This is a genomic window from Salinivibrio sp. IB868 (assembly GCF_001995655.1).
Classification (GTDB): Bacteria; Pseudomonadota; Gammaproteobacteria; order Enterobacterales; family Vibrionaceae; genus Salinivibrio; species Salinivibrio siamensis.
Genome location: NZ_MUEW01000011.1, coordinates 39,034 through 61,935 on the forward strand (window position 1 = coordinate 39,034; position 22,902 = coordinate 61,935).

20 protein-coding genes are annotated in these 22,902 nt (G+C 51.1%); 15 read left to right on the forward strand and 5 right to left on the reverse strand.

Annotated elements, in window-relative coordinates; translation table 11 throughout:
- Positions 1–6: 6 nt before the first annotated feature.
- The 3 genes from odhB (at position 7) to sucD (ending at position 3,364) form a co-directional block, all read left to right on the forward strand.
- Positions 7–1,215 (forward strand): 2-oxoglutarate dehydrogenase complex dihydrolipoyllysine-residue succinyltransferase, encoded by a 1,209-nt coding sequence (gene odhB, locus BZG20_RS12325; protein ID WP_046073553.1) that lies wholly within the window; start codon positions 7–9, stop codon positions 1,213–1,215.
- 107 nt (positions 1,216–1,322) lie between these two features.
- Positions 1,323–2,489, forward strand: a complete 1,167-nt coding sequence (gene sucC / locus BZG20_RS12330) for an ADP-forming succinate--CoA ligase subunit beta (RefSeq protein ID WP_046073552.1) — start codon at positions 1,323–1,325, stop codon at positions 2,487–2,489.
- A 2-nt stretch (positions 2,490–2,491) separates the two neighbouring features.
- A complete protein-coding gene (sucD, locus tag BZG20_RS12335) occupies positions 2,492–3,364 on the forward strand; it encodes a succinate--CoA ligase subunit alpha (protein ID WP_046073551.1) in 873 nt (290 codons plus the stop codon).
- 81 nt (positions 3,365–3,445) lie between these two features.
- On the opposite strand, the gene znuB is transcribed toward sucD, so the two are convergent.
- Together znuB and znuC are read right to left on the reverse strand one after the other, a co-directional pair.
- The gene (znuB, locus tag BZG20_RS12340) at positions 3,446–4,234 is read right to left on the reverse strand and encodes a zinc ABC transporter permease subunit ZnuB (RefSeq protein WP_077579203.1); all 789 of its coding nucleotides are present in this window, start codon (positions 4,232–4,234) and stop codon (positions 3,446–3,448) included.
- Positions 4,227–4,991, reverse strand: coding sequence for a zinc ABC transporter ATP-binding protein ZnuC (gene znuC / locus BZG20_RS12345; protein ID WP_077579204.1), 765 nt, complete (start codon positions 4,989–4,991; stop codon positions 4,227–4,229). The genes znuB and znuC overlap by 8 nt, the downstream gene beginning before the upstream one ends.
- 80 nt (positions 4,992–5,071) lie before the next feature.
- Here znuC and znuA point away from each other — a divergent pair, with 80 nt between their 5' ends.
- The 3 genes from znuA (at position 5,072) to BZG20_RS12360 (ending at position 10,117) form a co-directional block, all read left to right on the forward strand.
- Positions 5,072–5,968, forward strand: coding sequence for a zinc ABC transporter substrate-binding protein ZnuA (znuA, locus tag BZG20_RS12350; RefSeq protein ID WP_231637394.1), 897 nt, complete (start codon positions 5,072–5,074; stop codon positions 5,966–5,968).
- Positions 5,952–7,286 carry a murein DD-endopeptidase MepM gene (gene mepM / locus BZG20_RS12355; protein WP_077579205.1) on the forward strand — a complete coding sequence of 445 codons (1,335 nt, stop codon included), beginning with the start codon at positions 5,952–5,954 and terminating at the stop codon, positions 7,284–7,286. The genes znuA and mepM overlap by 17 nt, the downstream gene beginning before the upstream one ends.
- A 188-nt stretch (positions 7,287–7,474) precedes the next feature.
- Positions 7,475–10,117 carry an AraC family transcriptional regulator gene (locus BZG20_RS12360; RefSeq protein ID WP_158010041.1) on the forward strand — a complete coding sequence of 881 codons (2,643 nt, stop codon included), beginning with the start codon at positions 7,475–7,477 and terminating at the stop codon, positions 10,115–10,117.
- A gap of 306 nt (positions 10,118–10,423) precedes the next feature.
- Here BZG20_RS12360 and BZG20_RS12365 read toward each other — a convergent pair whose 3' ends face one another.
- Positions 10,424–10,852 (reverse strand): HIT domain-containing protein, encoded by a 429-nt coding sequence (locus BZG20_RS12365; protein WP_077579207.1) that lies wholly within the window; start codon positions 10,850–10,852, stop codon positions 10,424–10,426.
- A 180-nt stretch (positions 10,853–11,032) separates the two neighbouring features.
- Between BZG20_RS12365 and BZG20_RS12370 the strand changes: the two genes are divergently transcribed.
- The gene (locus BZG20_RS12370) at positions 11,033–11,638 is read left to right on the forward strand and encodes a DUF924 family protein (RefSeq protein ID WP_046073545.1); all 606 of its coding nucleotides are present in this window, start codon (positions 11,033–11,035) and stop codon (positions 11,636–11,638) included.
- Between the two features lie 74 nt (positions 11,639–11,712).
- Here BZG20_RS12370 and argS read toward each other — a convergent pair whose 3' ends face one another.
- Entirely contained in the window at positions 11,713–13,443 is a 1,731-nt protein-coding gene (gene argS, locus BZG20_RS12375) for an arginine--tRNA ligase (RefSeq protein ID WP_046073544.1), read from the reverse strand.
- 314 nt (positions 13,444–13,757) lie between these two features.
- Here argS and BZG20_RS12380 point away from each other — a divergent pair, with 314 nt between their 5' ends.
- Positions 13,758–14,303: a VOC family protein gene (locus tag BZG20_RS12380; RefSeq protein ID WP_158010042.1), complete on the forward strand. Its 546-nt coding sequence runs from the start codon at positions 13,758–13,760 to the stop codon at positions 14,301–14,303.
- Positions 14,304–14,329: 26 nt separating this feature from the next.
- Here the strand turns inward: BZG20_RS12380 and purU are convergent, their stop codons facing one another.
- Positions 14,330–15,163, reverse strand: coding sequence for a formyltetrahydrofolate deformylase (purU, locus tag BZG20_RS12385; RefSeq protein ID WP_046073542.1), 834 nt, complete (start codon positions 15,161–15,163; stop codon positions 14,330–14,332).
- Positions 15,164–15,322: 159 nt separating this feature from the next.
- On the opposite strand from purU, the gene BZG20_RS12390 reads away from it, so the two are divergent.
- From BZG20_RS12390 to rnd, 7 genes are all read left to right on the forward strand, one after another.
- Positions 15,323–17,287: an ATP-dependent DNA helicase gene (locus tag BZG20_RS12390; protein WP_046073541.1), complete on the forward strand. Its 1,965-nt coding sequence runs from the start codon at positions 15,323–15,325 to the stop codon at positions 17,285–17,287.
- Positions 17,288–17,983 (forward strand): tRNA (adenosine(37)-N6)-threonylcarbamoyltransferase complex dimerization subunit type 1 TsaB, encoded by a 696-nt coding sequence (tsaB, locus tag BZG20_RS12395; RefSeq protein WP_077579209.1) that lies wholly within the window; start codon positions 17,288–17,290, stop codon positions 17,981–17,983.
- A 32-nt stretch (positions 17,984–18,015) separates the two neighbouring features.
- On the forward strand, positions 18,016–18,318 hold the full coding sequence (locus tag BZG20_RS16280) for a hypothetical protein (protein ID WP_046073539.1): 303 nt from the start codon (positions 18,016–18,018) through the stop codon (positions 18,316–18,318).
- 22 nt (positions 18,319–18,340) lie between these two features.
- Entirely contained in the window at positions 18,341–18,886 is a 546-nt protein-coding gene (locus tag BZG20_RS12405; RefSeq protein ID WP_158010043.1) for a Slp family lipoprotein, read from the forward strand.
- A gap of 18 nt (positions 18,887–18,904) precedes the next feature.
- Positions 18,905–19,864 carry an alpha/beta hydrolase gene (locus tag BZG20_RS12410; protein WP_241828638.1) on the forward strand — a complete coding sequence of 320 codons (960 nt, stop codon included), beginning with the start codon at positions 18,905–18,907 and terminating at the stop codon, positions 19,862–19,864.
- A 121-nt stretch (positions 19,865–19,985) separates the two neighbouring features.
- Positions 19,986–21,677, forward strand: a complete 1,692-nt coding sequence (gene fadD / locus BZG20_RS12415) for a long-chain-fatty-acid--CoA ligase FadD (protein WP_077579211.1) — start codon at positions 19,986–19,988, stop codon at positions 21,675–21,677.
- 85 nt (positions 21,678–21,762) lie between these two features.
- On the forward strand, positions 21,763–22,896 hold the full coding sequence (rnd, locus tag BZG20_RS12420; RefSeq protein ID WP_046073844.1) for a ribonuclease D: 1,134 nt from the start codon (positions 21,763–21,765) through the stop codon (positions 22,894–22,896).
- Positions 22,897–22,902 lie beyond the last annotated feature (6 nt).

Sequence of the window (22,902 nt, forward strand, 5' to 3'; positions counted from 1 at the left end):
TACGATATGACAATCGAAATTCTGGTTCCCGATTTACCCGAATCTGTGGCTGACGCAACCATTGCCACATGGCACAAACAGCCAGGTGACTCGGTAACCCGTGACGAAGTACTGGTTGATATTGAAACAGATAAGGTCGTGCTGGAAGTGCCTGCCCCTGCTGATGGGGTGTTGGAGTCCATCATTGAAGATGAAGGGTCAACCGTATTAGCGAAACAGGCCATCGCTAAAATCAAAGAAGGTGCCGTCGCAGGTGAGCCAACCAAAGATGTTCCTGCACAATCAGAGTCTTCACCTGACAAGCGCCACACCGCCTCACTAGAAGAAGAGACGAACGACGCGTTAAGTCCTGCGGTACGTCGTCTGCTTGCTGAGCATGACCTCTCTCCTGACGCCGTGAAAGGCACAGGTGTGGGTGGACGCATTACGCGAGAAGATGTTGAAGCACACCTTAAGAGTCAGCCTGAGCAGGGTGAGCAAAAAGCACAAAGCCAAGATGTGCCACCTGTGGCTGAACGCGGTGAGAAGCGTGTTCCTATGACGCGCTTGCGTAAACGTGTCGCTGAGCGCTTGTTAGAAGCGAAAAACAGTACCGCGATGCTGACCACCTTCAATGAAGTGAACATGAAGCCCATCATGGACTTGCGTAAGCAATACCGTGATAGTTTTGAAGAGCGTCACGATATTCGTCTCGGCTTTATGTCTTTCTATGTGAAAGCGGTCGTCGAGGCCTTGAAGCGTTACCCAGAAGTCAACGCATCCATCGACGGTGATGATATCGTTTATCACAACTACTTCGATGTCAGCATGGCGGTATCTACACCGCGTGGTCTGGTTACCCCTGTGCTGCGCGATTGCGACAAGCTGGGCTTTGCGGATATTGAAAAGGGTATCCGTGATTTGGCGATTAAAGGCCGTGATGGCAAGCTCACCGTCGATGAACTGACCGGGGGCAACTTCACCCTCACCAATGGCGGTGTTTTTGGCTCATTGATGTCAACGCCGATCATTAATCCCCCTCAAGCAGCCATTCTTGGCATGCACAAGATCCAAGACCGCCCAATGGCGGTGGATGGCAAGGTCGAAATCTTGCCGATGATGTACCTGGCGCTTTCTTATGATCACCGTCTGATTGACGGTCGTGAATCGGTAGGCTTCTTGGTGACCATCAAAGAACTTCTAGAAGACCCAACACGTCTGCTTCTGGACGTTTAATGGCGCTACCCCCTGTTTTTGAGGGGAGCCATTTTAGAGGGGACGGAGGTCCCCTCATTTGGAAAGCAAAAAGACACAATAATGGACACTAACACGGATAGAACATCATGAATCTGCACGAATATCAGTCAAAGCAGCTGTTCGCTGAATATGGTCTACCAGTTTCAGAGGGCTATGCTTGCGACACACCACAAGAAGCTGCTGAAGCAGCCGATAAAATTGGCGGAAACAAATGGGTCGTTAAATGCCAGGTTCACGCTGGTGGGCGTGGCAAGGCAGGCGGGGTAAAACTGGCTAACTCCAAAGAGGAGATCCGTCAGTTTGCTCAGCAATGGCTTGGTAAAAACTTGGTGACCTTTCAAACCGACGAAAACGGTCAGCCGGTAAGCAAAATTTTGGTGGAGTCATGCACCGATATCGCCAAAGAGCTTTACCTGGGTGCGGTTGTCGACCGTGGTTCACGCCGCGTTGTTTTCATGGCATCGACTGAAGGCGGTGTCGAAATCGAGAAGGTGGCGGAAGAAACCCCTGAGCTTATCCACAAAGCATCGATTGATCCCCTTGTTGGCCCTCAGCCTTATCAAGGTCGCCAACTGGCCTTTAAACTGGGTCTAGAAGGTGAGCAAATCAAGCAATTTACCAAAATTTTTGTGGGTATCGGCCAGCTGTTTTTGGATAAAGATGTTGCACTGGTTGAGGTTAACCCTTTGGTTATTACTGACCAAGGCAACTTGCACTGCTTGGATGCTAAATTGGCCATTGATAGCAACGCTGTCTACCGCCAACCCAAAGTGCGCGCGATGCACGACCCCAGCCAAGAAGACGAGCGTGAAGCGCATGCCGCGCAATGGGAACTCAACTATGTCGCGCTAGATGGCAATATTGGCTGCATGGTTAACGGTGCGGGCCTAGCAATGGGCACCATGGACATTGTTAATTTGCACGGTGGCAGCCCAGCTAACTTCCTTGACGTTGGCGGTGGCGCGACCAAAGAGCGTGTAACAGAAGCGTTTAAAATCATTCTGTCTGACAGCAACGTAAAGGCTGTCTTGGTGAATATCTTCGGCGGTATCGTGCGCTGCGACTTGATCGCAGATGGCATTATTGGCGCAGTCGAAGAAGTTGGCGTTAAAGTTCCAGTGGTGGTTCGCCTCGAGGGAAATAATGCTGATGTAGGTGCCAAGAAACTGGCCGATAGTGGTTTGAATATCATTGCGGCAACATCGCTAACCGAAGCCGCTCAAAAAGTCGTTGCTGCCGCGGAGGGTAAATAACAATGTCAGTGCTGATTAATAAAGATACCAAAGTGATCTGCCAAGGTTTTACAGGTGGACAAGGTACTTTCCACTCAGAGCAAGCTATTGAGTATGGAACACAAATGGTCGGCGGTGTATCCCCCGGTAAGGGCGGTACGACTCACCTAGGTTTACCTGTGTTCAACACGGTGGCCGATGCGGTCGAGGCGACGGGTGCGACAGCATCAGTTATTTATGTTCCGGCCCCTTTCTGTAAAGACGCGATCCTAGAAGCGATCGATGCTGGTATTGAGCTTATTGTATGTATTACGGAAGGTATCCCAACACTGGATATGCTGGAAGTAAAAGTGAAGCTGGACCAAGCAGGCGTGCGTATGATTGGGCCTAACTGTCCAGGTGTGATCACGCCGGATGAGTCTAAAATCGGCATTATGCCGGGGCACATTCATCAATCTGGTAAAGTGGGCATTGTGTCGCGCTCGGGCACACTGACGTATGAAGCCGTTAAGCAAACCACTGATGAAGGCTTTGGCCAATCCACCTGTGTTGGTATTGGTGGGGACCCTATTCCAGGCTCAAACTTTATCGACATTTTAGAAATGTTCGAAAAGGATCCGGCGACCGAGGCGATCGTGATGATCGGTGAGATTGGCGGGACTGCAGAAGAGGAAGCGGCGGCTTACATCAAAGCCAATGTGACCAAGCCCGTAGTGGCATATATTGCCGGGGTAACAGCACCTCCAGGTAAGCGCATGGGTCATGCGGGAGCAATTATTTCTGGTGGTAAAGGAACCGCAGACGATAAATTTGCTGCCCTTGAAGCAGCGGGTGTCACGACGGTTAAAAGTCTTGCTGATATTGGTAAAGCATTGCGCGAGAAAACCAGCTGGTAAGCCAGACAAAGTAATCGCATAAACAAAAGCCGCTCATATGAGCGGCTTTTTGATATAGAAAACATAATAAGTGGTTAGGGCTTAGTGCGAGCGATTCGGCAATAACTGCGCCAACATAAAGACACTGGCTGCTGCAACCACCACAGATGGGCCAGCGGGCGTATCATAAAACCAAGAGCCTGCCATACCTAGCAGCACCGCAGCCATCCCAATGAGGCTAGCAAACGAGGCCATTTGCTCTGGTGTTGAGGCGATGCGCCGTGCCGTTGCCGCGGGAATGATTAGCATAGAGGTAATAATTAATGCCCCGACAAATTTCATCGCCAACGCAATGACCAAACCAATCAGTAGCATCAATAACAGCCGCAGCTTTTCTACTGCAATACCTTCTACCTTGGCAAGCTCTTCGCTGACTGTCATCGACAGTAACTGCTCCCAGAAATACGCGAGTACCCCGAGTGTTAAGCACGCGCCAATGGCGAGTAAAGTGAGATCGGCAAAAGAGACCGCCAACAAATCGCCAAACAAATAGGCCATGAGATCGACGCGCATGTTGTCCAAAAAGCTTACTGACACTAACCCCAATGACAGGGCACTGTGAGCCAATATACCGAGCAAGGTATCAGTCGAGACCAGGTGTTGGCGCTGTAGTCCCACCAATAAAACCGCCAGGAGTAAGCAGGTGATCACGAGTGCGAGGTTTAAGTCGATTTGCAGCAGAAAGCCTAACGCTAAACCGAGTAGTGAGGCGTGAGCGAGGGTATCGCCAAAGTAGGCCATACGTCGCCAGACCACAAATGAGCCCAAAGGGCCGGCAATGGCGGCGATCAATAAGCCGCCCATGATAGGGGCAAGTAAGAACTCAATCATGATGATGCTCTTGGTGTTCGCAGCTTACAGGTTGCCCTGCAAGATCATGTTTATGATGATGGTGGTGGTGATATAGCGCGAGTTGCTCACTGGTTTGGCGACCAAACATCGCCACATAAGAAGGGTGCTGCGAAATGGCATCGGGCTCACCGGAGCAGCAGACATGATGCTGCAAACAAATCACTTCATCGGTTTTAGCCATTACTAAATGCAAGTCATGCGACACCATGAGTACCGCGCACCCAAGGCTATCACGTAATTGACTGATCAGGCTATACATCTCCAATTGACCGCTGACATCAACCCCTTGCACTGGCTCATCTAACACCAACACATCAGGGTGCTTTAAAATGGCGCGGGCGAGTAGGACGCGTTGCGTTTCACCGCCGGAGAGGGTATGCATATTCGCATATTGCAAGGACTCGGCATTGACCGTATGTAGCGCCTGGCTAATCTGCGCATTGGTATAGCGTGTTCCCAGACGAATAAACCGATCAACCGTTAGCGGCAGAGTTTGATTTAACTGCAACTTCTGAGGTACGTAACCGATTTTTACGTCTCGGGCTATTTGTACTGTGCCGGCGCTCGGCTTAACTAAACCGATCAGTGCTTTGACAAGCGTCGATTTCCCGGCGCCATTGGGGCCAATTAGCGTGGTAATTTGCCCGCGCTTTAGTTGCATCGAAACCTTATCCAGCACATGGCGGCCATTGAAGGTCACCGTCACCGCATCGAGCGAGACTAGCGAGTCAGTCATAGTGAAAAAAGCATTGTGAATTGGAATTGTTATATTATAACATTTATAGCCAGTGAGAAAACATAAGAATGAGAGGAAAGATGATGGCGCGTATTATTGGGGTATTTATTGCACTACTACTGGCATTGCCCGCGCAAGCCACGTCGGTAATGACATCGATTAAGCCTTTACAGCTGATCGCGGCAGGACTTGTGACACAAGATGATACCGTCGATGTGTTGTTGCCGCCGGGGGCGTCACCGCATAGCTATGCGCTAAAGCCATCGGACATACGCGGTTTAAATCAAGCGGATGTGACGATTTGGGTGGGACCCGAGCTAGAGCTTTTTCTTTCTAAATTGTTGGCGGATAAACCTTCTGTATTGACCTTGACACAGGTCGAGAATATGCCGTTGCGCCATTTTGATGGCGGGCACCATCATCATCATGGACACGATCATGGCGAGCACAATATTGACCCGCACCTTTGGCTGGGACCCAAAACGACTCGAGTGGCGGCACAAGCTATTACAGAGGCATTGATTGAAGCCGCTCCCGGTAAAGCAGAGCAATACCAAGCCAACCTGACTCGTTTCAATGATAAGCTCGATCAAACCGTTGCCGATATTCAGCAAGACCTCGCCACCCGTATTCAGTCAGGGTATTTTGTCTTCCATGATGCCTATGGTTACTTTGAGGATGCTTTTGGCCTCGAAAAAACAGGACATTTTACGGTTGATCCAAGTCAAAAGCCTGGGGCGAAAACCCTGGTGACGATTCGCCGAGGTTTGCTTAATCATGATGCGACCTGTATCTTCACTGAGCCGCAGTTTAATCCCGCACTGATTGATGCTGTGACACGACATAATGACGTCAATGTACTTGCCTTAGATCCATTGGCGACATCAATTCCGGTAGCGCCTGATAGCTATCAGGTGTTTTTAAAAGATTTAGGAAATCGTTTCACACGTTGTTTAAAGCATGAAACTACTGACTAACTGGCTCGCTGTGACAGCCAGACTTCCTCGCCAGCACAAGCTGGCCCTGGCTTCATTATCTCTTTTGGTTGGCGCTGCCCTCATGTGGCAGCCCCATCCTTTTTCTCCCAAAGAACGGCAACCGTTGCCGGCGGTCAACCAACACCAAGCGCCGGCGACAGTGGATCACAGTGAACCGATTGAGCAAGGCATGGATGCAAACGATCCTGCCTTGAGTGTGCCTGAAGATGCGCTCGAGCAAGACATCACATCTGAGGCGCCGCGTGTCCATCACCACACCGTCGCGGCAGGGGATACACTCGGTGAGATCTTCTCACAGTATGGTCTCGCTATCGGTCAGCTCTACCAAATGCTGGATGTGAACGATAAAGCCGGCGATATTCGCCGCGGACAAAAAATGGAATGGCAAGTTGACGAGGAAGGTCGATTGCTGACGTTCACCGTTTATCAATCGATTAAATACCGCGACTATTACCAGTTCGATCAAGGTACCGTTGACTATCAGCGCTTGGAAACCAAAGGCGAGTTTGAGAGTGTGACCTTGATTGGACGGGTGAACAGTAGCTTTTATCAGCAGGCGCGCCAAGCTGGGCTCACACCTAATCAGATTCAAAATCTGGTCTCGGCGTTACAGTGGCGTTTTGACTTTGGACGTCAATCTCGTCGCGGCGATCAGTTTGCGGTACAAGTAAACAGAGAGTTCATCGACAATAAACCCGTGTCATCGGGTAAGGTCACGGCCATGCTCTACAAATCGGGCAGTCGAGACATTTTTGTCTATCGTCATCATGATGGACGCTTTTATGATCAGAAGGGGCAAAGCCTTGATCGTGCGCTCCGTCGTTACCCCACTGCCAAGCGCTATCGTATTAGCTCATCGTTTAACCCACATCGTAAACACCCGATCACCGGGCGTATTTCACCGCACAATGGCACTGACTTCGCGACGCCAGTGGGTACCTCAGTATTGGCCGCCGGTGATGGTGTTGTCGTTAAAGCGCGTAAACACCCGCTAGCGGGTAATTACGTGGTGATTAAACACGGGCGTGAGTATTCAACGCGATATTTACATTTGCATCGGATTTTAGTGAAGCCGGGCGATCATGTGTCGATGGGACAACGAATCGGATTAAGTGGTAATACCGGTCGCTCAACGGGGCCTCATCTTCATTTTGAATTGCTCAAATACGGTCACCCGGTCAACGCGATGAAGGTACCGCTGCCTGAGGCGCACCCCGTTCCTAATGGCGAGCGTAATGGGTTCCAGCGTCAAGCTAAACGTGCACATCAGGCGTTGGCGCAGCGATTAAATGGGTAATGGGTATCAATTATGTGAGGCCTAGCTCACATTTAGGGTTGCAGGGTTTTATTTAGGGGCAGGTCGCAGGACACTACGCTACTGAATCCTGCAACCTGTCTCTCTTCTCGTACATGAAACGCCGATGTCTCTGTTTGTTATGGCTGGCTCTCATCTTTCCTTGCCTACCTTTGCAGGCGCATGATCCCTTGCTCACATCGTTTCAATCATACGGCGGTCTCAATGGCCTCGGTGATGTTCGCGATGTGGCGGTGCAGTCATCTGGTGGTATGTGGCTGTTGGATAACCAAGGACGCATTCATTTTTTTGATGGTCATCAGCGCCATCCACTCAACGACGCCCTGACCTTGCCTGATGAAAAGATCCTGACCATTGCTTATGCTCACCAGGCGCTTTGGATGGCAGGAAGGCAACATGTTTATCGTTTCCAGCCAAGTACCAATACGCTTACCGCTTTCCCGTTGCCCGATGCCGTTGCACAGACAAGCGCTGATCATGGGCCTCGTCCCCCCCAATCGCCACGACTGGCGACGATCAATAATACGCTATGGCACATCCAAAGCGGCCAGATAAGCGTCTATCAACGGGAAGATAAGGCATTTCACGTGTGGCGAACGGGTCCGTGGCGTGCTGATAGTGTTTGGTTTACTGCGGGTCATCGATTGTTTGCGGTCGGGACAAGCTTATACCAACTCAGTGACGCGGGTGTGCGTCAACTGACACGCTTTTCTACGCCGATTACAGCGATCACGGCGAAACAAGACAGAGCATGGATCAGTACCGAAAAGCGTGTTTATCTACTGGCATTATCGGGCGATCAAGTAAAAGCACAACACGTGTTGAATACGCGTGGAGGCTACCAAAGAATGACGGTCGGCTCGGGCGGGTTGTGGGCCGCCAATCATAACGGGTTATTTCGACTTTCCCTAGACGGTGTCGCGACGCCTGTTTGGCAGCCAGGCTCTCAGGGCATAGCAGGCCAAAGCATCACTTTTTTATGGGCAGATTTTGAAGGGGGGATCTGGTTTTCAACCGATCAGGCTGCACGTTATCGTGCGCCGGGCCAGCGTTGGATCACTCATCAACACCGTGCGTTTCCCAGCGTGCTTACCCATGGTTTTATGGCGCAGAGTAACCCTTGGGGGCTAGAGAGAGGCAGTTGGCGCGATTTAAGTGGGTATCGCACTGTACCATGGACTTCGGATGCACCAAGTGGTGAATACCTCAGTGCCACCCGAGACGGTCAGCGCCTTTGGTGGTCAACACCGTCAGGTACAAAAGGGATCAATACGAAAACAGGGGCAAGCATCGTCATACCCGACCAGTTGGCAACCTTGCCCGCTGAGCATTTGTATACTGATGCCGAGGGCACCATCTGGTTATCGGTTGACGATCAGGTGATGCGCTACTGGCCGGACACACAGACATTGGTCAGTTATGGCACGCGATGGCAGACCCATCACGCGGGTGAGGTGTTAGGCTTTTACGATGATGGTCGCGGCAGTGTATGGATCCGTGACCAGAATGGCTTAACCCGTTATCGAGACGGTCATTTTAAGCCGGTCCCCTTGGCGAAAGACCGACTGCCTGTGCAGGATATGTATACCGATGAACGAGGTCGTTTATGGCTCACCAGTGCGCGCGGTGTGTATCAATACGATCCTAGCGCCCCAGACGCCGCGTCATTGGTTTATTTATCGCTACCCGATGAGCGATTCCACTGTGTCACTGGTAACCGCGACGGCGTATGGGCGTACAGTAACCAAGCATTGGTACACATTGCCCCACGAGGGTTCGTGCGCACATTTCGCCTCCCATCTGATGCAGAAAAAGTGGCCTGCTACGCGACCCAACCCCATCAACTCACTCTGTTGGCAGGGGATTATACCTACCAGATAGATACTGACCAATTGGCGTTTTCTCTGCGTAAACCGCCAAGTGTTGTGATTGGTGCGGTTTGGCAGCAACGCAAGCGTTGGCGTATTGGCCCTCGACAGCAAACAGCGGTGACATTACTAGAGCAAAGCCCCGCCTATCTAGCGTGGGGGAGTTGGCCACCAGAACGACAAGTGACACGCGTGCATTACCAGCTCGTGCCTTATCAGCACGCTGGCCAGCCAATGGCTGACAAACTGGCCGCTTGGCAGCAGACCGGCAGTGATACGATTTCTTTGGCCAATATGGTGGGAGGGCACTATCAATTACGTATTGCTATCCCGCGTGATGGTGCTTCCCATACTGTGTTAGATATCTCTGTCTCTCTTCCTCTGTTGCCTCACATTATCAATGGCATGGTACTGGCCTGCTTTGTGAGCCTGGTTCTTGCGGCTGTCATCTTAGCCTTGAGACAACGTCACTTGTCGGCGGTGCACATAGAGACATCGAGCGTGCCCATCTCCGGGCCGCTGGATGAAATCTCGGATGTCACATATCCTATCGGATTTGAATCGCCCTCATCACTGGCGCTGGCTTCAGACCAAGCCAATCAGCGATGGACAGCCGAGTTTGAGAAAGTTATCGCGGCCAAGTACCAAGATCCTGACTTTTCAATGGCTCAGGTAGCAAGCGCGTTAGCGATGTCTGAGCGTAATTTGCAACGTAAGTGTCGACAGTATTTTGGTGTGACAGTGACCGCTTATGTGACGCAGAAAAGACTGAGTGATGCCGCTGCGCGCTTGCAGCACGGGTATTCGGTTGCGGATGTGGCTGAGGCGTGCGGATATCGCGATCCGGCTTACTTTAGTCAACGGTTTAAAAGCTACTTTGGTGTCAGTCCTTCGCAGTATCGACGCACGACGACCGATATGACCGTGGCAGATATACGTGATTAGGTTGGGCTGTTGACCTGAAACCCAGGGGGAAATGCGCGTAAAAGAAAACGTGGCATAGCCGGGGAGCCATGCCACGGGTGTCAACGACACCTTCGCTTGCTGCCGAGGGCGGGGAGCCCGCCCTGGTAAAAAACGGGCTGGTCAGGCGTGTATTGTCTCAACCAGCGGCATCAATATACCGTAATTTGCGCTTGAGTCGTTATGACTAAACCGCCAATCGCATCTTGACAGGATTAAGGTTAAGGTATTGATAATTATTGCTTTTATTTCCTTTTTTCTGATTTTGACGAAAATAACGAAGTGCACTTACCCATTGACGACTAACCCACTGGCGGCGAGTGTCTCCCTCAGCTGTTGGATGAGGGGCTGTGCTTGCTCGTGAGGACGATGCCCCACTTGTAGGTGGCCCCAAATCGGATTTGGCCATACCGGATCCGTTTTAAACCGAGCAACATGGTGGAGATGGAGCTGGGGAACTAGGTTGCCGATTGCGGCGATATTGAGCTTGTCAGGGGAGAATAGACGCTCAAGACAGCGCGCCACTATGGCCGACTCTTGCCACAGCGAGTGCTGCTCAGTATCGTCAAGGTGGTGAATTTCTTCGATGTCCTGCTTACGTGGGATCAGCAAGAGCCATGGACCAATATCGGCATGCGCAAGGCGCAACTGACAAAGTGAGAAATCACCGACATAAGCGCTATCGGCGGCTAATCGTGAGTGGAGAACAAAGGACATACAGACTCCTTATTGCAATGCGAGCACATAGCTTACATCACAACTTGCTTTTGGGTCACAAACTCCTCACCGAATAGGAGGATTCGCCTCATAAGAAACAAAAAGCAAGTACGCTTAACACCAAGTACGCTTAACACAATGTTGAAGCCAAATGTGTCGACGAACGCGAGAGGAGGTGGCATGCATTATCAAGACGTCCTAGCTTTTTGGTTTGGCGACGAGCGTAGTGAGTGGGTTCCTTCGTCCGCCTCGCAGGCACGATGGTTTGGCGGTAGTCCAGACGTTGATGAGGCGATTCGCGAGCGATTCCAATCTTGGGTCAGTGCGGCCGGCGCGGGCGCATTAAATGACTGGGCCCAGACCGCAGAGGGGCGTTTGGCATTGATTATTCTGCTCGATCAATTCCCCCGAAACTTATATCGCGGGTTGGCGGCAGCATATCGGTATGATGCCTTGGCATTGGCTCTCTGTAAGGCAGGGCTTGCGAAAGGTGACGACCAAGTCTTGACCCCGCTTCAACGGGTGTTTTTCTATCTTCCCTTGGAGCATGCTGAAGAAGAAGCAGACCAAGAAGAAGCACTGTTTCGGTTTGATCAACTGCGTCAGCGAGTGAGTGGGGAGGCAAAAGCTTGGTACGAGCAATGCTTTGATTACGCACGCCAGCACTACGACATTATTACTACCTTTGGTCGATTTCCTCATCGCAATGCGGTGATGGGACGGTTATCGACTCCCGAGGAACGATTGTGGCTTAGCGAAACGGATCAGCATTTTGGTCAGGGATAAAAAAGGCGCCCACTTGCAACCAGTGGGCGCCCTTCTTCTGTGCTTATCCGCACAACAAGGATCATCTAACCTTGTTACATGCGCTCAAGCGTGTTGATACCCAACAGATCTAGGCCTTGCTTGATGGTTTTGGCCGTCAATGCAGCCATTCTTAGGCGGCTTTGGCGCGTATTCCCTTCAGAAAGCAGGATAGGGCATGCTTCGTAGAAGCTTGAGAATAGACCAGCCAGTTCAAATAGGTAGCTACACATTAAGTGAGGCTGACCCTCTCGCGCGACTGATTTAACCGCTTCTTCAAACTGAAGCAGTTTGGCGACCAGCGCTTTTTCTTTCTCATGCTCAATGAGCATTTCACCGTCGAGTGCATCACGGTCAACCCCAGACTTGGCAAAGACTGACGCCACACGGGTATAGGCATACTGCATATAGGGGGCGGTGTTGCCCTCGAAGGCCAGCATATGATCCCAGTCGAAGATATAATCCGTGGTACGATGCTTTGACAGATCGGCATACTTGACGGCTGCCATCGCGACCGTGGTTGAGATATCTCGCTGCGTATCAGCATCCATATCTGGATTTTTCTCTGCGATCAGTGCCTTGGCTCGTGTTTCTGCTTCATCGAGTAAGTCAGCGAGGCGGACTGTGCCCCCAGAGCGGGTTTTGAAAGGTTTACCGTCTTTGCCGAGCATCATGCCAAACGCGTGATGCTCAAGACTGACCGAATCCGGCACATAGCCCGCTTTGCGCACAATGGTCCAAGCTTGCATGAGATGCTGGTGCTGACGTGAGTCAATAAAGTAGAGCACACGGTCAGCGTTGAATTGCTCGTAACGATATTTGGCACAAGCAATATCAGTGGTGGTGTACAAATAGCCACCATCACGTTTTTGGATGATCACACCCATTGGCTCGCCGTCTTTGTTTTTGTACTCGTCAAGGAAGACAACTTGTGCGCCATCATCTTCTACGGCAATCCCTTTGGCTTTTAAGTCTTCAACAATACCGGGCAGCATATCGTTATACAGACTTTCGCCCATCACATCTTTATTGCTCAATGAGACATTCAGGCGATCATAGTTACGTTGGTTTTGCTCCAACGTTACTTTGACAAGCTTTTCCCACTTTTCTTTGCAGTAGGCGTCACCGCGTTGCAGGCGAACCACGTAGTCGCGCGCTGTGGCGGCGAAAGCTTCATCTTCGTCGTAGCGGGCTTTGGATTCACGATAGAAGTTTTCGATATCACCCAGTTCCATGGAGACATCGTCACCGCGTGACTCATGTAACTCGAGGTTGGCAATGAGCATACCGAACTGTGTCCCCCAATCACCGAGATGATTGGCACGGGTCACGTTGTGGCCTAAAAATTCTAGGGTGCGTACAACGGCGTCACCAATGATAGTGGAGCGAAGGTGGCCAACGTGCATTTCTTTTGCCACGTTAGGGGCTGAATAGTCCACCACAATGTTTTGTGTGTCTTGTTTATCGACACCTAAACGTGCGTCCGACAGGGCGGCATCTGCCTGTTTGGCTAACCACTGATCGTTAAGGAAGATATTGATAAAGCCTGGGCCGGCAATTTCTGTTTTGCTCGCCATATCACCGAGGTCGAGCGCATCCAAAACGTGTTGAGCAAACTCACGGGGGTTCGTGCCGAGCTTTTTGGCTGCTCCCATGACTCCATTCGCTTGATAGTCACCAAATTGTGGCTTCGCAGACTGACGCACTGCCGCTGGTGTGCCCTCAGGCGCACCCGCCGCAACCATCGCGGCAGACACTTTTTCGTTAAGAAGACTTTGAATATTCACTTGCTTACCTTTACTACTAGCCGGGCTGATTATGAACGACCCGTTATGTGGGCTTCCAGCTTATTAATACAAGAATCCGCCAACACTGCACTGCCACGTAACCAAGCGTGCAAACACAGTGTTGGCGGGATGCTGTATTGTTGCGAACCATGACGTCAATCGACGCGGATTAGCCCTAATGATACCCATAAAACAGCAGGCATTGGCAATAGTTATTCAACGCCATCCTTGATATCTTTCGCGACTGGAAGACAACGAGCACTATAAAACCTTGAGAGGTCACTATGCATGATGCCAGCAATTGGGTATCCCTGATGCGAGATCAAGCAACTTTTACAGATAAAATCAATCAGTTGCTGGAAACGCTGGCGATTGATTGTACCCAGTTAACGCTTGATCACGTTGCGATCCGTACCAATGATAGCGTGTTAACACAATCGCTTGCCGGCCATCTAAGCGAACAGGGGCAATTAATATCACAGGCGATGGTCAACCAGCGGCCGATCCATATTTATCAGCTTGATACCCCATTACACTTTGGTGTCTGGCAAACTGATTTAGTGGAATTGCCGTTTCCTCACCACAAAACCTATCCTTTTCAAAACTGGGAACATATGGAGTTTGTGGTTCCTTGCCGCCATGCCACCCTATCAGGGCTTGAAGACGCGTTACACGTGCAGTTTCCAGGCTTACTCGCGCGCGCAGCAAAGCTGAGCGAGATAACGGTTAAACACAGTGAGCCACAGGTTGCGGGAGAGCGGTTGGCCAATCCAACCATCGCGTTTAAGCAAAATGGTGTTTGCGTGAAGTTTCATCCTTATTCACTCGCGCAAATTATTGCTAGCGAAGCCAGTGCTTGAGCACTGGCTCAACCAATGTTGTCGTTTTACAAGATCACGGTTTTATTGCCATGGACAAATACCCGGTCTTCGACAACACATTCAATTGCTTGACTTAGCACACTTTTTTCCACGTCGCGGCCTGCTTTGGCCATATCTTGTGCGCTAAAGCTGTGATCAACATGAATCACGTCTTGGCCAATAATCGGCCCTTCGTCCAAGTCATTGGTGACAAAGTGGGCGGTGGCACCAATGATTTTGACCCCACGCTCAAACGCTTGATGGTATGGACGGGCACCGATAAATGCGGGCAAAAAGCTGTGATGAATATTGATGATGCGATGCGGATATTGGGCAACAAAGTCAGGCGTCAGAACCCGCATGTATTTCGCTAGAATGATGTAGTCAGGCTGATGGGGTTGAATCGCTTTGAGCATGGCTTGCTCGTGCTCTTCTCGGCTTAGGCCCTCATGGCTGACATAATGAAAAGGGATATCAAAGCGCTCAGTCAGATGTTGTAGTTTGTCGTAGTTACCGACTACCGCTGCAATATCAATCTCGAGCGAGCCATCATAGGCTTTCATTAAAATGTCGCCGAGGCAGTGGGATTCTTTGGTGACCATGATGACGACGCGTTTGCGGCGCGAGCTAATCAGCTGGCGCTGGCTGCCAGGTGGTAGCGCATGGTCAAGGTCGAGAAGCAGGGTGTGATCGTTAAAAATCCCCTCCAGCTCAGTGCGCATATAAAACTGCCCAGTGACATTATCGACATACTCTCGGTTGTGAATAATGTTGAGCTGATGTTTATAGCAAATGTTGGTGATGGTCGCGATGAGCCCTTGGGCGTCAGGACAGTCCGTGAGAAGTGTTTTTCGTTCCATGTTGGTCGTGTACTGCTGATGACTAAACCCTCGGTTGTACCCTGTCTCAGCCGCAAGGTCAAAGTGATTTTACGATGCGCCATCGGTTTCTCAGGGGAGTGGTTTCATCCCGAAGAGGGGTTTGGCATAATGGCGGCTTTCCCCCTGTGTATTTATACAATGATCCGTAAGGTTTTCTCAGACACCGGTGCGCTGGCCAAAGCGATTGATGGTTTTGTGCCTCGCCAGCCGCAAACAGATATGGCGATTGCTGTTGATGCGGCAATTCGTGACCAAGGCCAGCTCGTGGTGGAAGCGGGCACAGGAACCGGGAAAACCTATGCCTATCTGGCGCCTGTTTTATTAAGTGGTAAAAAGGCCATCATCAGCACGGGCTCGAAAAATCTGCAAGAGCAGCTCTACCATCGAGACTTACCGCTGATGAAGTCAGCCTTGGGCTATACAGGAACCACCGCCTTATTGAAAGGCCGAGTCAATTACCTGTGCCCAGAGCGACTCGAGCGACAAATTAGTGAGTGCCACCGCCCCGACAGCGAGCCTGGGCAATTGAGTCAGCTGGTTAAAATTCGCGAGTGGTCGTCCTATACCGAGTCGGGTGATCTGAGTGAATGTGACGCACTGGCTGAAGACAGCCCACTGATCCCTGTGGTGACGTCCACCAATGACAATTGCCTTGGTAAAGACTGTCCAAGTTATGAAGACTGTTATGTGGTCAAAGCGCGGCGTCGTGCGATGGATGCCGACGTGGTGGTGGTCAACCATCACCTATTTTTAGCGGATGTTGCCATCAAAGAAACGGGGTTTGGCGAGCTCATCCCAGAAGCAGACGTGATGGTGTTTGATGAGGCGCATCAGCTTCCGGACATTGCCAGTCAGTATTTTGGCCAATCTCTATCTAGCCGGCAGCTGCAAGATGTTGCCAAAGACATTCATATCGCCTATCGCACTGAGTTACGAGACACGCGTCAACTGGAAAAAGTTGCTGATCGCCTCTCGCAAGCTGCGATGGATATGCGCTTGGTGATGGGCGAGCCTGGATACCGAGGTAACTGGCGCGAATTACAGACGTCGCCCAGCGTAGAGAAAGAACTGGTACGGTTATCAGATGCGCTCGATCTTGCGCATGACGTGGTGAAATTATCACTCGGCCGCAGTCAATTGCTTGACGCTGCATTTGATCGCATCACCTTATTTAAAGCGCGGCTTGCACGCTTAAAAGATACCTCAATCACCGGGTACTCTTATTGGTACGAGTGTACTCGTCACCACTTTAGCCTCAATATTACCCCCTTATCGGTGGCGGATCGTTTTCGTGAGCAAATGGCCGAACAGGGCGGCGCTTGGATTTTTACCTCCGCTACCTTGGCCGTTGAGGGCGACTTCGCGCATTTTAATCACCGTCTCGGGATTGATGCTAAGCAACAAATGACATTGGAAAGCCCCTTTGACTACCCCAATCAAGCGAGGCTTTGCGTGCCTCGTCATGTACCGGAAACCAATAGTTTTCGTCGTGCCAACAAACTTGCCGCATTATTGGGACCGGTGATTGAACGTAACCAAGGGCGTTGCTTTTTCCTGTGTACGTCACATCAAATGGTACGAGAGCTGTCAGCCTTGTTTCGTGAGCAGCTGTCATTGCCCGTCCTCATGCAAGGAGAGATGCCCAAGCAGCGCTTATTGGCGGAGTATTTGTCGTTGGGCAATGCGTTGCTGGTGGCGACGGGCGCCTTTTGGGAAGGCATTGATGTGCGTGGACAAGCGCTCAGTTGTGTGATCATCGATAAACTCCCGTTTGCTTCCCCCGATGATCCTTTATTAAAAGCACGAATAGAAGATTGTAAACTGCAAGGGGGCGATCCCTTTGCTCAGGTACAGATCCCCGAAGCGGTGATCACCCTAAAGCAAGGGGTGGGGCGTCTCATTCGGGATCAACAAGATTTTGGTGCACTGGTTATTTGTGACAACCGATTGGTGACCCGCGCATACGGCGCAACCTTTTTGCGCAGCTTGCCGGCGATCCCTCGCACGCGGGATTTACACCACATTGACGATTTTTTGTCGGGCAGTGACACCGACAGCAACACGATGCAATCGCATTTATTAGATCAACCGATAGAGGGTTAAATGACGCTACGAATATTGGCCGTAGATACGGCGACCGAAAACTGCTCTGTCGCACTGTGCTGTGATGATCAGATTATCACACGCAGCGAAATTGCACCGCGTGAGCATACCAACAAGATCCTACCCATGGTCGACGAGGTATTGGCAGAAGCGGGCCTAACATTGACGCAATTGGATGCACTCGCGTTTGGCCGCGGGCCGGGGAGTTTCACAGGCGTCCGTATTGGCATCGGAATTGCACAAGGTCTAGCGTTTGGTGCAGATCTCCCAATGATTGGCGTTTCAACATTGGCAGCGATGGCAGCACAAAGCGGTCGCTTACATAATGCGACGCGCGTATTGACGGCGATTGATGCGCGTATGGGTGAACTCTATGTTGGCCAATATCTGCGGACTGACGCTGGCGTATGGCAGTGTGTCGGTGAAGAGAGGGTCGTCGCCCCGGACGCATTCACCCCTGAGTGCACCGAGGGGGTGTGGACATTGGCAGGAACCGGATGGGCAGCCTATCCTGATCTGGCAACACGCTTAGCATTGCAGACAGCGCCGTCAGAGGTGTTATACCCCCAAGCACAAGATATGCTGGAGATTGCTAAGCAGGCGTATCGTGCGGGAGACACAGTCGCTGCGGAGCTTGCTAGCCCCACGTATCTGCGGGATAAAGTCACTTGGAAAAAGTTACCCGGGCGCGAATAACCACCATGAGGCCGGCAGCATAGGACGTGAATATGGTATCGATTAACGGTGTATCCTCCCCACAGACAAACCGGCCTAACCATCCCCAGCGTGCGGGCAAAAAGCCGCAAACGACGCGCAAACAAACGCCCAAGACGACGCAAGTGGCTAAGGCGGTTCGCCAGCGTGTCGACCCCGCCGCGATTGCGCAAGCAGAACAGGCGAAACAAGCGTACGTGCAATATGATTTGCCGGATGGCCGCGGCCGTCAAGCGATGGCTTCCTACTTCGCGGTGTTAAATCAAGCCAGGCGAGAGGAACTGATCAACTTAGTAGGCGTCGATATCTATGTGTGATGTGGCGCGAAAGGAGCCTGATATGAAGTCTTACCTGTTAGTTTTATGCGGCATGTTACTACTGAGTGGCTGTACAAGTTTGCCTGAGTCCCTAAAAGGCCGGATGGACCAGCCCGTGACCGAATACCCGGTGGTCGCGAAAATGACAGAGGCAAACCAAGGGGAAGAGGTGCGCCTTGGTGGCTTGATCGTTGGGGTGAATAACCGTGAACAGGACTCTGTGGTTGAAATAGTGGCGGTGCCAACGTCGACAGCGGGTCGGCCCGATATCGATGCCTCGTCGCTTGGGCGCTTCAAAGCGATTTTTACTGGCTTTATTGAACCGGCTGATTATGCCAAAGGCCGGCCGATAACGGTGTTGGGCGAGTTTCAGGGCCGTCAAGCGGGAAAAGTGGGGGATTATTCCTATGATTACCCCGTGCTTAGGGTAACAGGGCACCAGCTTTGGGATATTGAACAGCATGTGGTTGATGATGACAGACCTTATTGCTACGGCTTGTACTGCTCCCGAGTGCGCATTGGCGTCGGCACGGGACGGGTGCAAAGCGTGATTAGCTTACCTTATTAGCCCTTGTATGTGATTGTGATGATGACACCGCCATTGACGGAGGCTCTCGAGGCATTATTGGCGTCTGATCCGGCAGCACTCGGGTTATCGTCTGGCTTAACGCCGACCTCGATTCGACTTAATGATGTGACAGTGGCCGCGGCAAGACGCCCAGCAAACGGCTTAGCGCCAACATTGGTTTTTTTACATGGCTGGCAAGACAACCTGGCGAGTTTTGATTCGCTGATCCCCATGCTGCCTCAAGACTACGGGTTACTTATGTTTGATTGGCCCGGGCACGGTTTGTCTGAGCACAAAACCGGGGATTATCACTACCCGTTTTTTGATTATCTAGACAGCTTGCATCAAGTGCTTCACCAAACACTTTGTTCGCAACCTGAGAAAAAGGGACCCGTCATATTGGTGGGGCACTCATTGGGAGGGTTAGTGGCTAGCTGTTACGCGGCCAGTTTTCCTGAGTCGATCGCGGGGGTTGTCTCGATAGAAGCGTTGGGGCCCATTGTTGAACCTGAACATAAAATCACCGAACGCATCGCGAAAAGTCTCAATCAGCGCTTAAATTCAGCGCAAAAACCCCCACGTCTCTTTGATTCTGCGATTAAGGCGCTACAATTGCGCGCATCCATTAATAAAGTCGCCTGTCAGTCACTGATGCCACTGGTAGCACGCGGGATCGAGACATGCGGTCATGGTGTACGTTGGCGTCATGATCCTAAGCTTCGTGGTGAGCCACTGTATCGAATGGCGCCCGGCCATGGAGAGTCGATTATTCGAGCGATTGAATGCCCTGTGCTGGCGATTCGCGCGACAGATGGGTATCCTGCGCTGCGCTCTGCCGATGCCGCGCAACGAGCCACGTGGTTTAAGCAATTGACACTCATTGAGATCCCCGGGACACACCATTGTCACCTTCAGCAACCGCAACAAACTGTGTCGTTAATAACGGATTTTGTGACCAAAATTCAAACGCGCACTTAAAATGCTCGTGTAAAAATAATGTTAACGCTATGGTGGGCAGGTTAAACACCTGTTTGAATTATGCCTCGCGTCGATCGAAGCAGGCAATATAGCCTGCAAGTTAACACATAGGAGAAAGCCAGTGGAAAAGGTATGGCTTAATCGTTACCCGTCGGATGTGCCGGCGGAAATAGATCCAGATGCCCATCGCTCTCTGGTCGAGATGTTTGAACATTCTGTCCAGCAGTACGCGGATCAAACTGCCTTCATTAATATGGGGCAGGTCATGACATTTCGTAAACTGGAAGAGCGTAGCCGTGCGTTTGCAGCCTATCTACAAAACGAGCTGAAACTGAAAAAAGGCGATCGCGTTGCCATTATGATGCCGAACTTGCTGCAATACCCAATTGCCCTGTTTGGTATTTTACGAGCCGGTTGTGTCGCCGTGAACGTTAACCCGTTGTACACCCCTCGCGAGCTTGAGCACCAATTAACGGACGCCGGGGCAAAGGCGATTGTGATTGTGAGTAACTTTGCTCACACGTTAGAGAAAGTGGTCGACAATACGCCGGTGAAACACGTGGTATTGACCAGTTTGGGTGAACAGTTGCCACGAGCCAAAGGGACCCTGGTTAACTTTGTAGTCAAATACGTCAAAAAAATGGTGCCTAAGTATCATTTGCCGCACGCGACCTCGATGCGCCAAGCGCTGCGCCGTGGTCGACGTATGCAATATGTGAAGCCTTTTTTGAAAGGCGAGGATATTGCATTTTTACAATATACCGGTGGCACCACGGGGTTAGCGAAAGGCGCCGTACTCACGCATAGAAATATGTTAGCTAACGTCTATCAAGCCAAAGGGACGTATCAGCCGGTACTCAATGCAGGTGAGGAGTTAGTTGTCACTGCATTGCCGCTTTATCACGTATTTGCGCTCACGGTCAATTGCCTCTTGTTTATTGAAATGGGTGGACAAAATCTACTGATCACCAACCCACGCGATATTCCAGGTTTTGTTAAAGAGCTACAAAAGTATCCGTTTACGGCCATTACAGGCGTGAATACCCTGTTTAACGCGCTACTCCATAACGAAGATTTCCATGAGTTGGACTTTTCTAACCTGCGCTTGACCGTCGGTGGCGGTATGGCCGTGCAAAGGGCTGTCGCGGAAAATTGGAAAAAGCTGACTGGCAAGCATTTGCTCGAAGGATATGGGTTGACGGAGTGTTCGCCACTGGTTGCGGCCTATCCTTATGATTTACGTGACTACAACGGCTCCATTGGGTTGCCCGTGCCATCGACGGAGGTGCGCATCGTTGATGATCAGGGTGAAGATGTGGCGGACAACCAGCCGGGTGAGTTGTTAGTGCGTGGCCCGCAAGTGATGCAAGGGTATTGGAATCGTCCAGAGGCGACACGAGACAGTATCGACGAACAGGGTTGGTTAGCGACTGGCGATGTGGTGCAGTTCGATGATGATGGTTTCTTGCATATTGTCGATCGCAAAAAAGACATGATCCTCGTCTCTGGCTTTAATGTGTATCCTAATGAAGTGGAAGATGTCGTTGCGTTACATGACAAGGTGTTAGAAGTGGCCGCCATTGGCCAGCCAGATGAGAATTCTGGTGAAGTGGTTAAAATTTGTGTGGTCAAAAAAGATCCTTCGCTTACGCGAGATGATCTTGTGGCGCACTGTCGCAAACACCTCACTGGCTACAAGGTACCACGTGTCGTGGAATTTAGAGATGAACTGCCTAAAACCAATGTGGGTAAAATTCTGCGTCGAGAGTTACGCGATGAGCCGCAAGCCACTGAGCAAAAAGCGTCAGCTTAATGCGAACCGACCCAGAAAAGGGTAAACTGTCGATAACGAATCACGAAATGCCGGCCTCGCCGGCATTTTCTTTATGGGCTTTTTTGTGAACTATCAACAAATCACCACCGATCAACAGCTGGTCGATATCTGCGCACATTTCCGTGACCAAGCCGTTGTGATGCTTGATACCGAGTTTGTCCGTACGCGTACCTTTTATGCACAATTGGGGCTGGTCCAGATTTATGATGGCGAGCAACTGGTGCTGGTTGACCCGCTAGCCATTGATGATCTTTCTCCGTTATGGGCGCTGTTGACTGACACCCAGGTCACCAAGGTGTTACATGCGAGTAGCGAAGACTTAGAGGTTTTTCAGCACTACGCGGGCGTGTTGCCAACCCCCATGGTAGACACGCAAATCGTCGCCGCCTTTTTAGGTCATGGCGTCTCCGAGGGCTTCGCAAGCTTGGTAGAGCGTTATGTCGGCGTGAGCTTAGATAAAGGAGAGTCGCGCACTGATTGGTGTGCACGTCCCTTAACGGACAAGCAGAAACAGTATGCGGCCGCTGATGTGTATTACTTGCTACCGCTTTATCAAGCGCTGACTCAAGCGCTATCCGACACACCGTGGTATGACGCAATGGTAGAAGAGTGTGGCCTGTTGTGCCGCAAAAAGCAGTGGGTAAAGCCGGATGAAGCAGCTTATCTCGATATTAAATATGCGTGGCAGCTTAAACCTCAACAGTTAGCGGTATTGCAAGCCCTTGCCAAGTGGCGAGCTAAGGAAGCGCGCCGCCGGAATATGGCACTCAACTTTATCGTTAAAGAGCAAAACCTCTGGAAAATGGCGCGTTATGGTATTCGTACGGTTGAGCAAATGAACGAGCATGGGTTCGACAAATTTGAAGTGCGTTATCACGCGCAAACCTTGATCACGTTGGCCACGCAAGCGGATAAAACCCCGTTAGCCAAATGCCCGCCGGCCATCACACGCTTAGTCGATGAGCCTGGGTATAAGTCGGTGATTAAAGCGATTAAGGAGCAGGTGCAAGCCCAGGCAGATAAATCAGGCTTAGCGCCTGAGTTTATTGGTTCTAAAAAGCAGCTTAATCAATTGATTACCTGGGTATGGCGAGAGGAGCGTCAAGAAGACAAACGTCCTGACTTAGCCTCGGGGTGGCGCTTTCGGTTAGTGGGTGAGACATTGCTGACGATGATCCCTAACGCCCCAGGGGCATAGTGATCA

Excerpts from the sequence above, each read along its gene's own strand:
- mepM (WP_077579205.1), top strand. The coding sequence starts at position 5,952 with ATGAAACTACTGACTAACTGGCTCGCTGTGACAGCCAGACTTCCTCGC.
- sucC (WP_046073552.1), top strand. The coding sequence starts at position 1,323 with ATGAATCTGCACGAATATCAGTCAAAGCAGCTGTTCGCTGAATATGGT.
- tsaB (WP_077579209.1), top strand. The coding sequence starts at position 17,288 with ATGACGCTACGAATATTGGCCGTAGATACGGCGACCGAAAACTGCTCT.
- BZG20_RS12365 (WP_077579207.1), bottom strand. The coding sequence starts at position 10,852 with ATGTCCTTTGTTCTCCACTCACGATTAGCCGCCGATAGCGCTTATGTC.
- znuC (WP_077579204.1), bottom strand. The coding sequence starts at position 4,991 with ATGACTGACTCGCTAGTCTCGCTCGATGCGGTGACGGTGACCTTCAAT.
- BZG20_RS12370 (WP_046073545.1), top strand. The coding sequence starts at position 11,033 with ATGCATTATCAAGACGTCCTAGCTTTTTGGTTTGGCGACGAGCGTAGT.
- BZG20_RS16280 (WP_046073539.1), top strand. The coding sequence starts at position 18,016 with ATGGTATCGATTAACGGTGTATCCTCCCCACAGACAAACCGGCCTAAC.
- odhB (WP_046073553.1), top strand. The coding sequence starts at position 7 with ATGACAATCGAAATTCTGGTTCCCGATTTACCCGAATCTGTGGCTGAC.
- sucD (WP_046073551.1), top strand. The coding sequence starts at position 2,492 with ATGTCAGTGCTGATTAATAAAGATACCAAAGTGATCTGCCAAGGTTTT.
- znuA (WP_231637394.1), top strand. The coding sequence starts at position 5,072 with ATGATGGCGCGTATTATTGGGGTATTTATTGCACTACTACTGGCATTG.
- purU (WP_046073542.1), bottom strand. The coding sequence starts at position 15,163 with ATGGAACGAAAAACACTTCTCACGGACTGTCCTGACGCCCAAGGGCTC.
- znuB (WP_077579203.1), bottom strand. The coding sequence starts at position 4,234 with ATGATTGAGTTCTTACTTGCCCCTATCATGGGCGGCTTATTGATCGCC.
- BZG20_RS12410 (WP_241828638.1), top strand. The coding sequence starts at position 18,905 with ATGATGACACCGCCATTGACGGAGGCTCTCGAGGCATTATTGGCGTCT.
- BZG20_RS12380 (WP_158010042.1), top strand. The coding sequence starts at position 13,758 with ATGCGAGATCAAGCAACTTTTACAGATAAAATCAATCAGTTGCTGGAA.
- BZG20_RS12390 (WP_046073541.1), top strand. The coding sequence starts at position 15,323 with ATGATCCGTAAGGTTTTCTCAGACACCGGTGCGCTGGCCAAAGCGATT.
- BZG20_RS12405 (WP_158010043.1), top strand. The coding sequence starts at position 18,341 with ATGAAGTCTTACCTGTTAGTTTTATGCGGCATGTTACTACTGAGTGGC.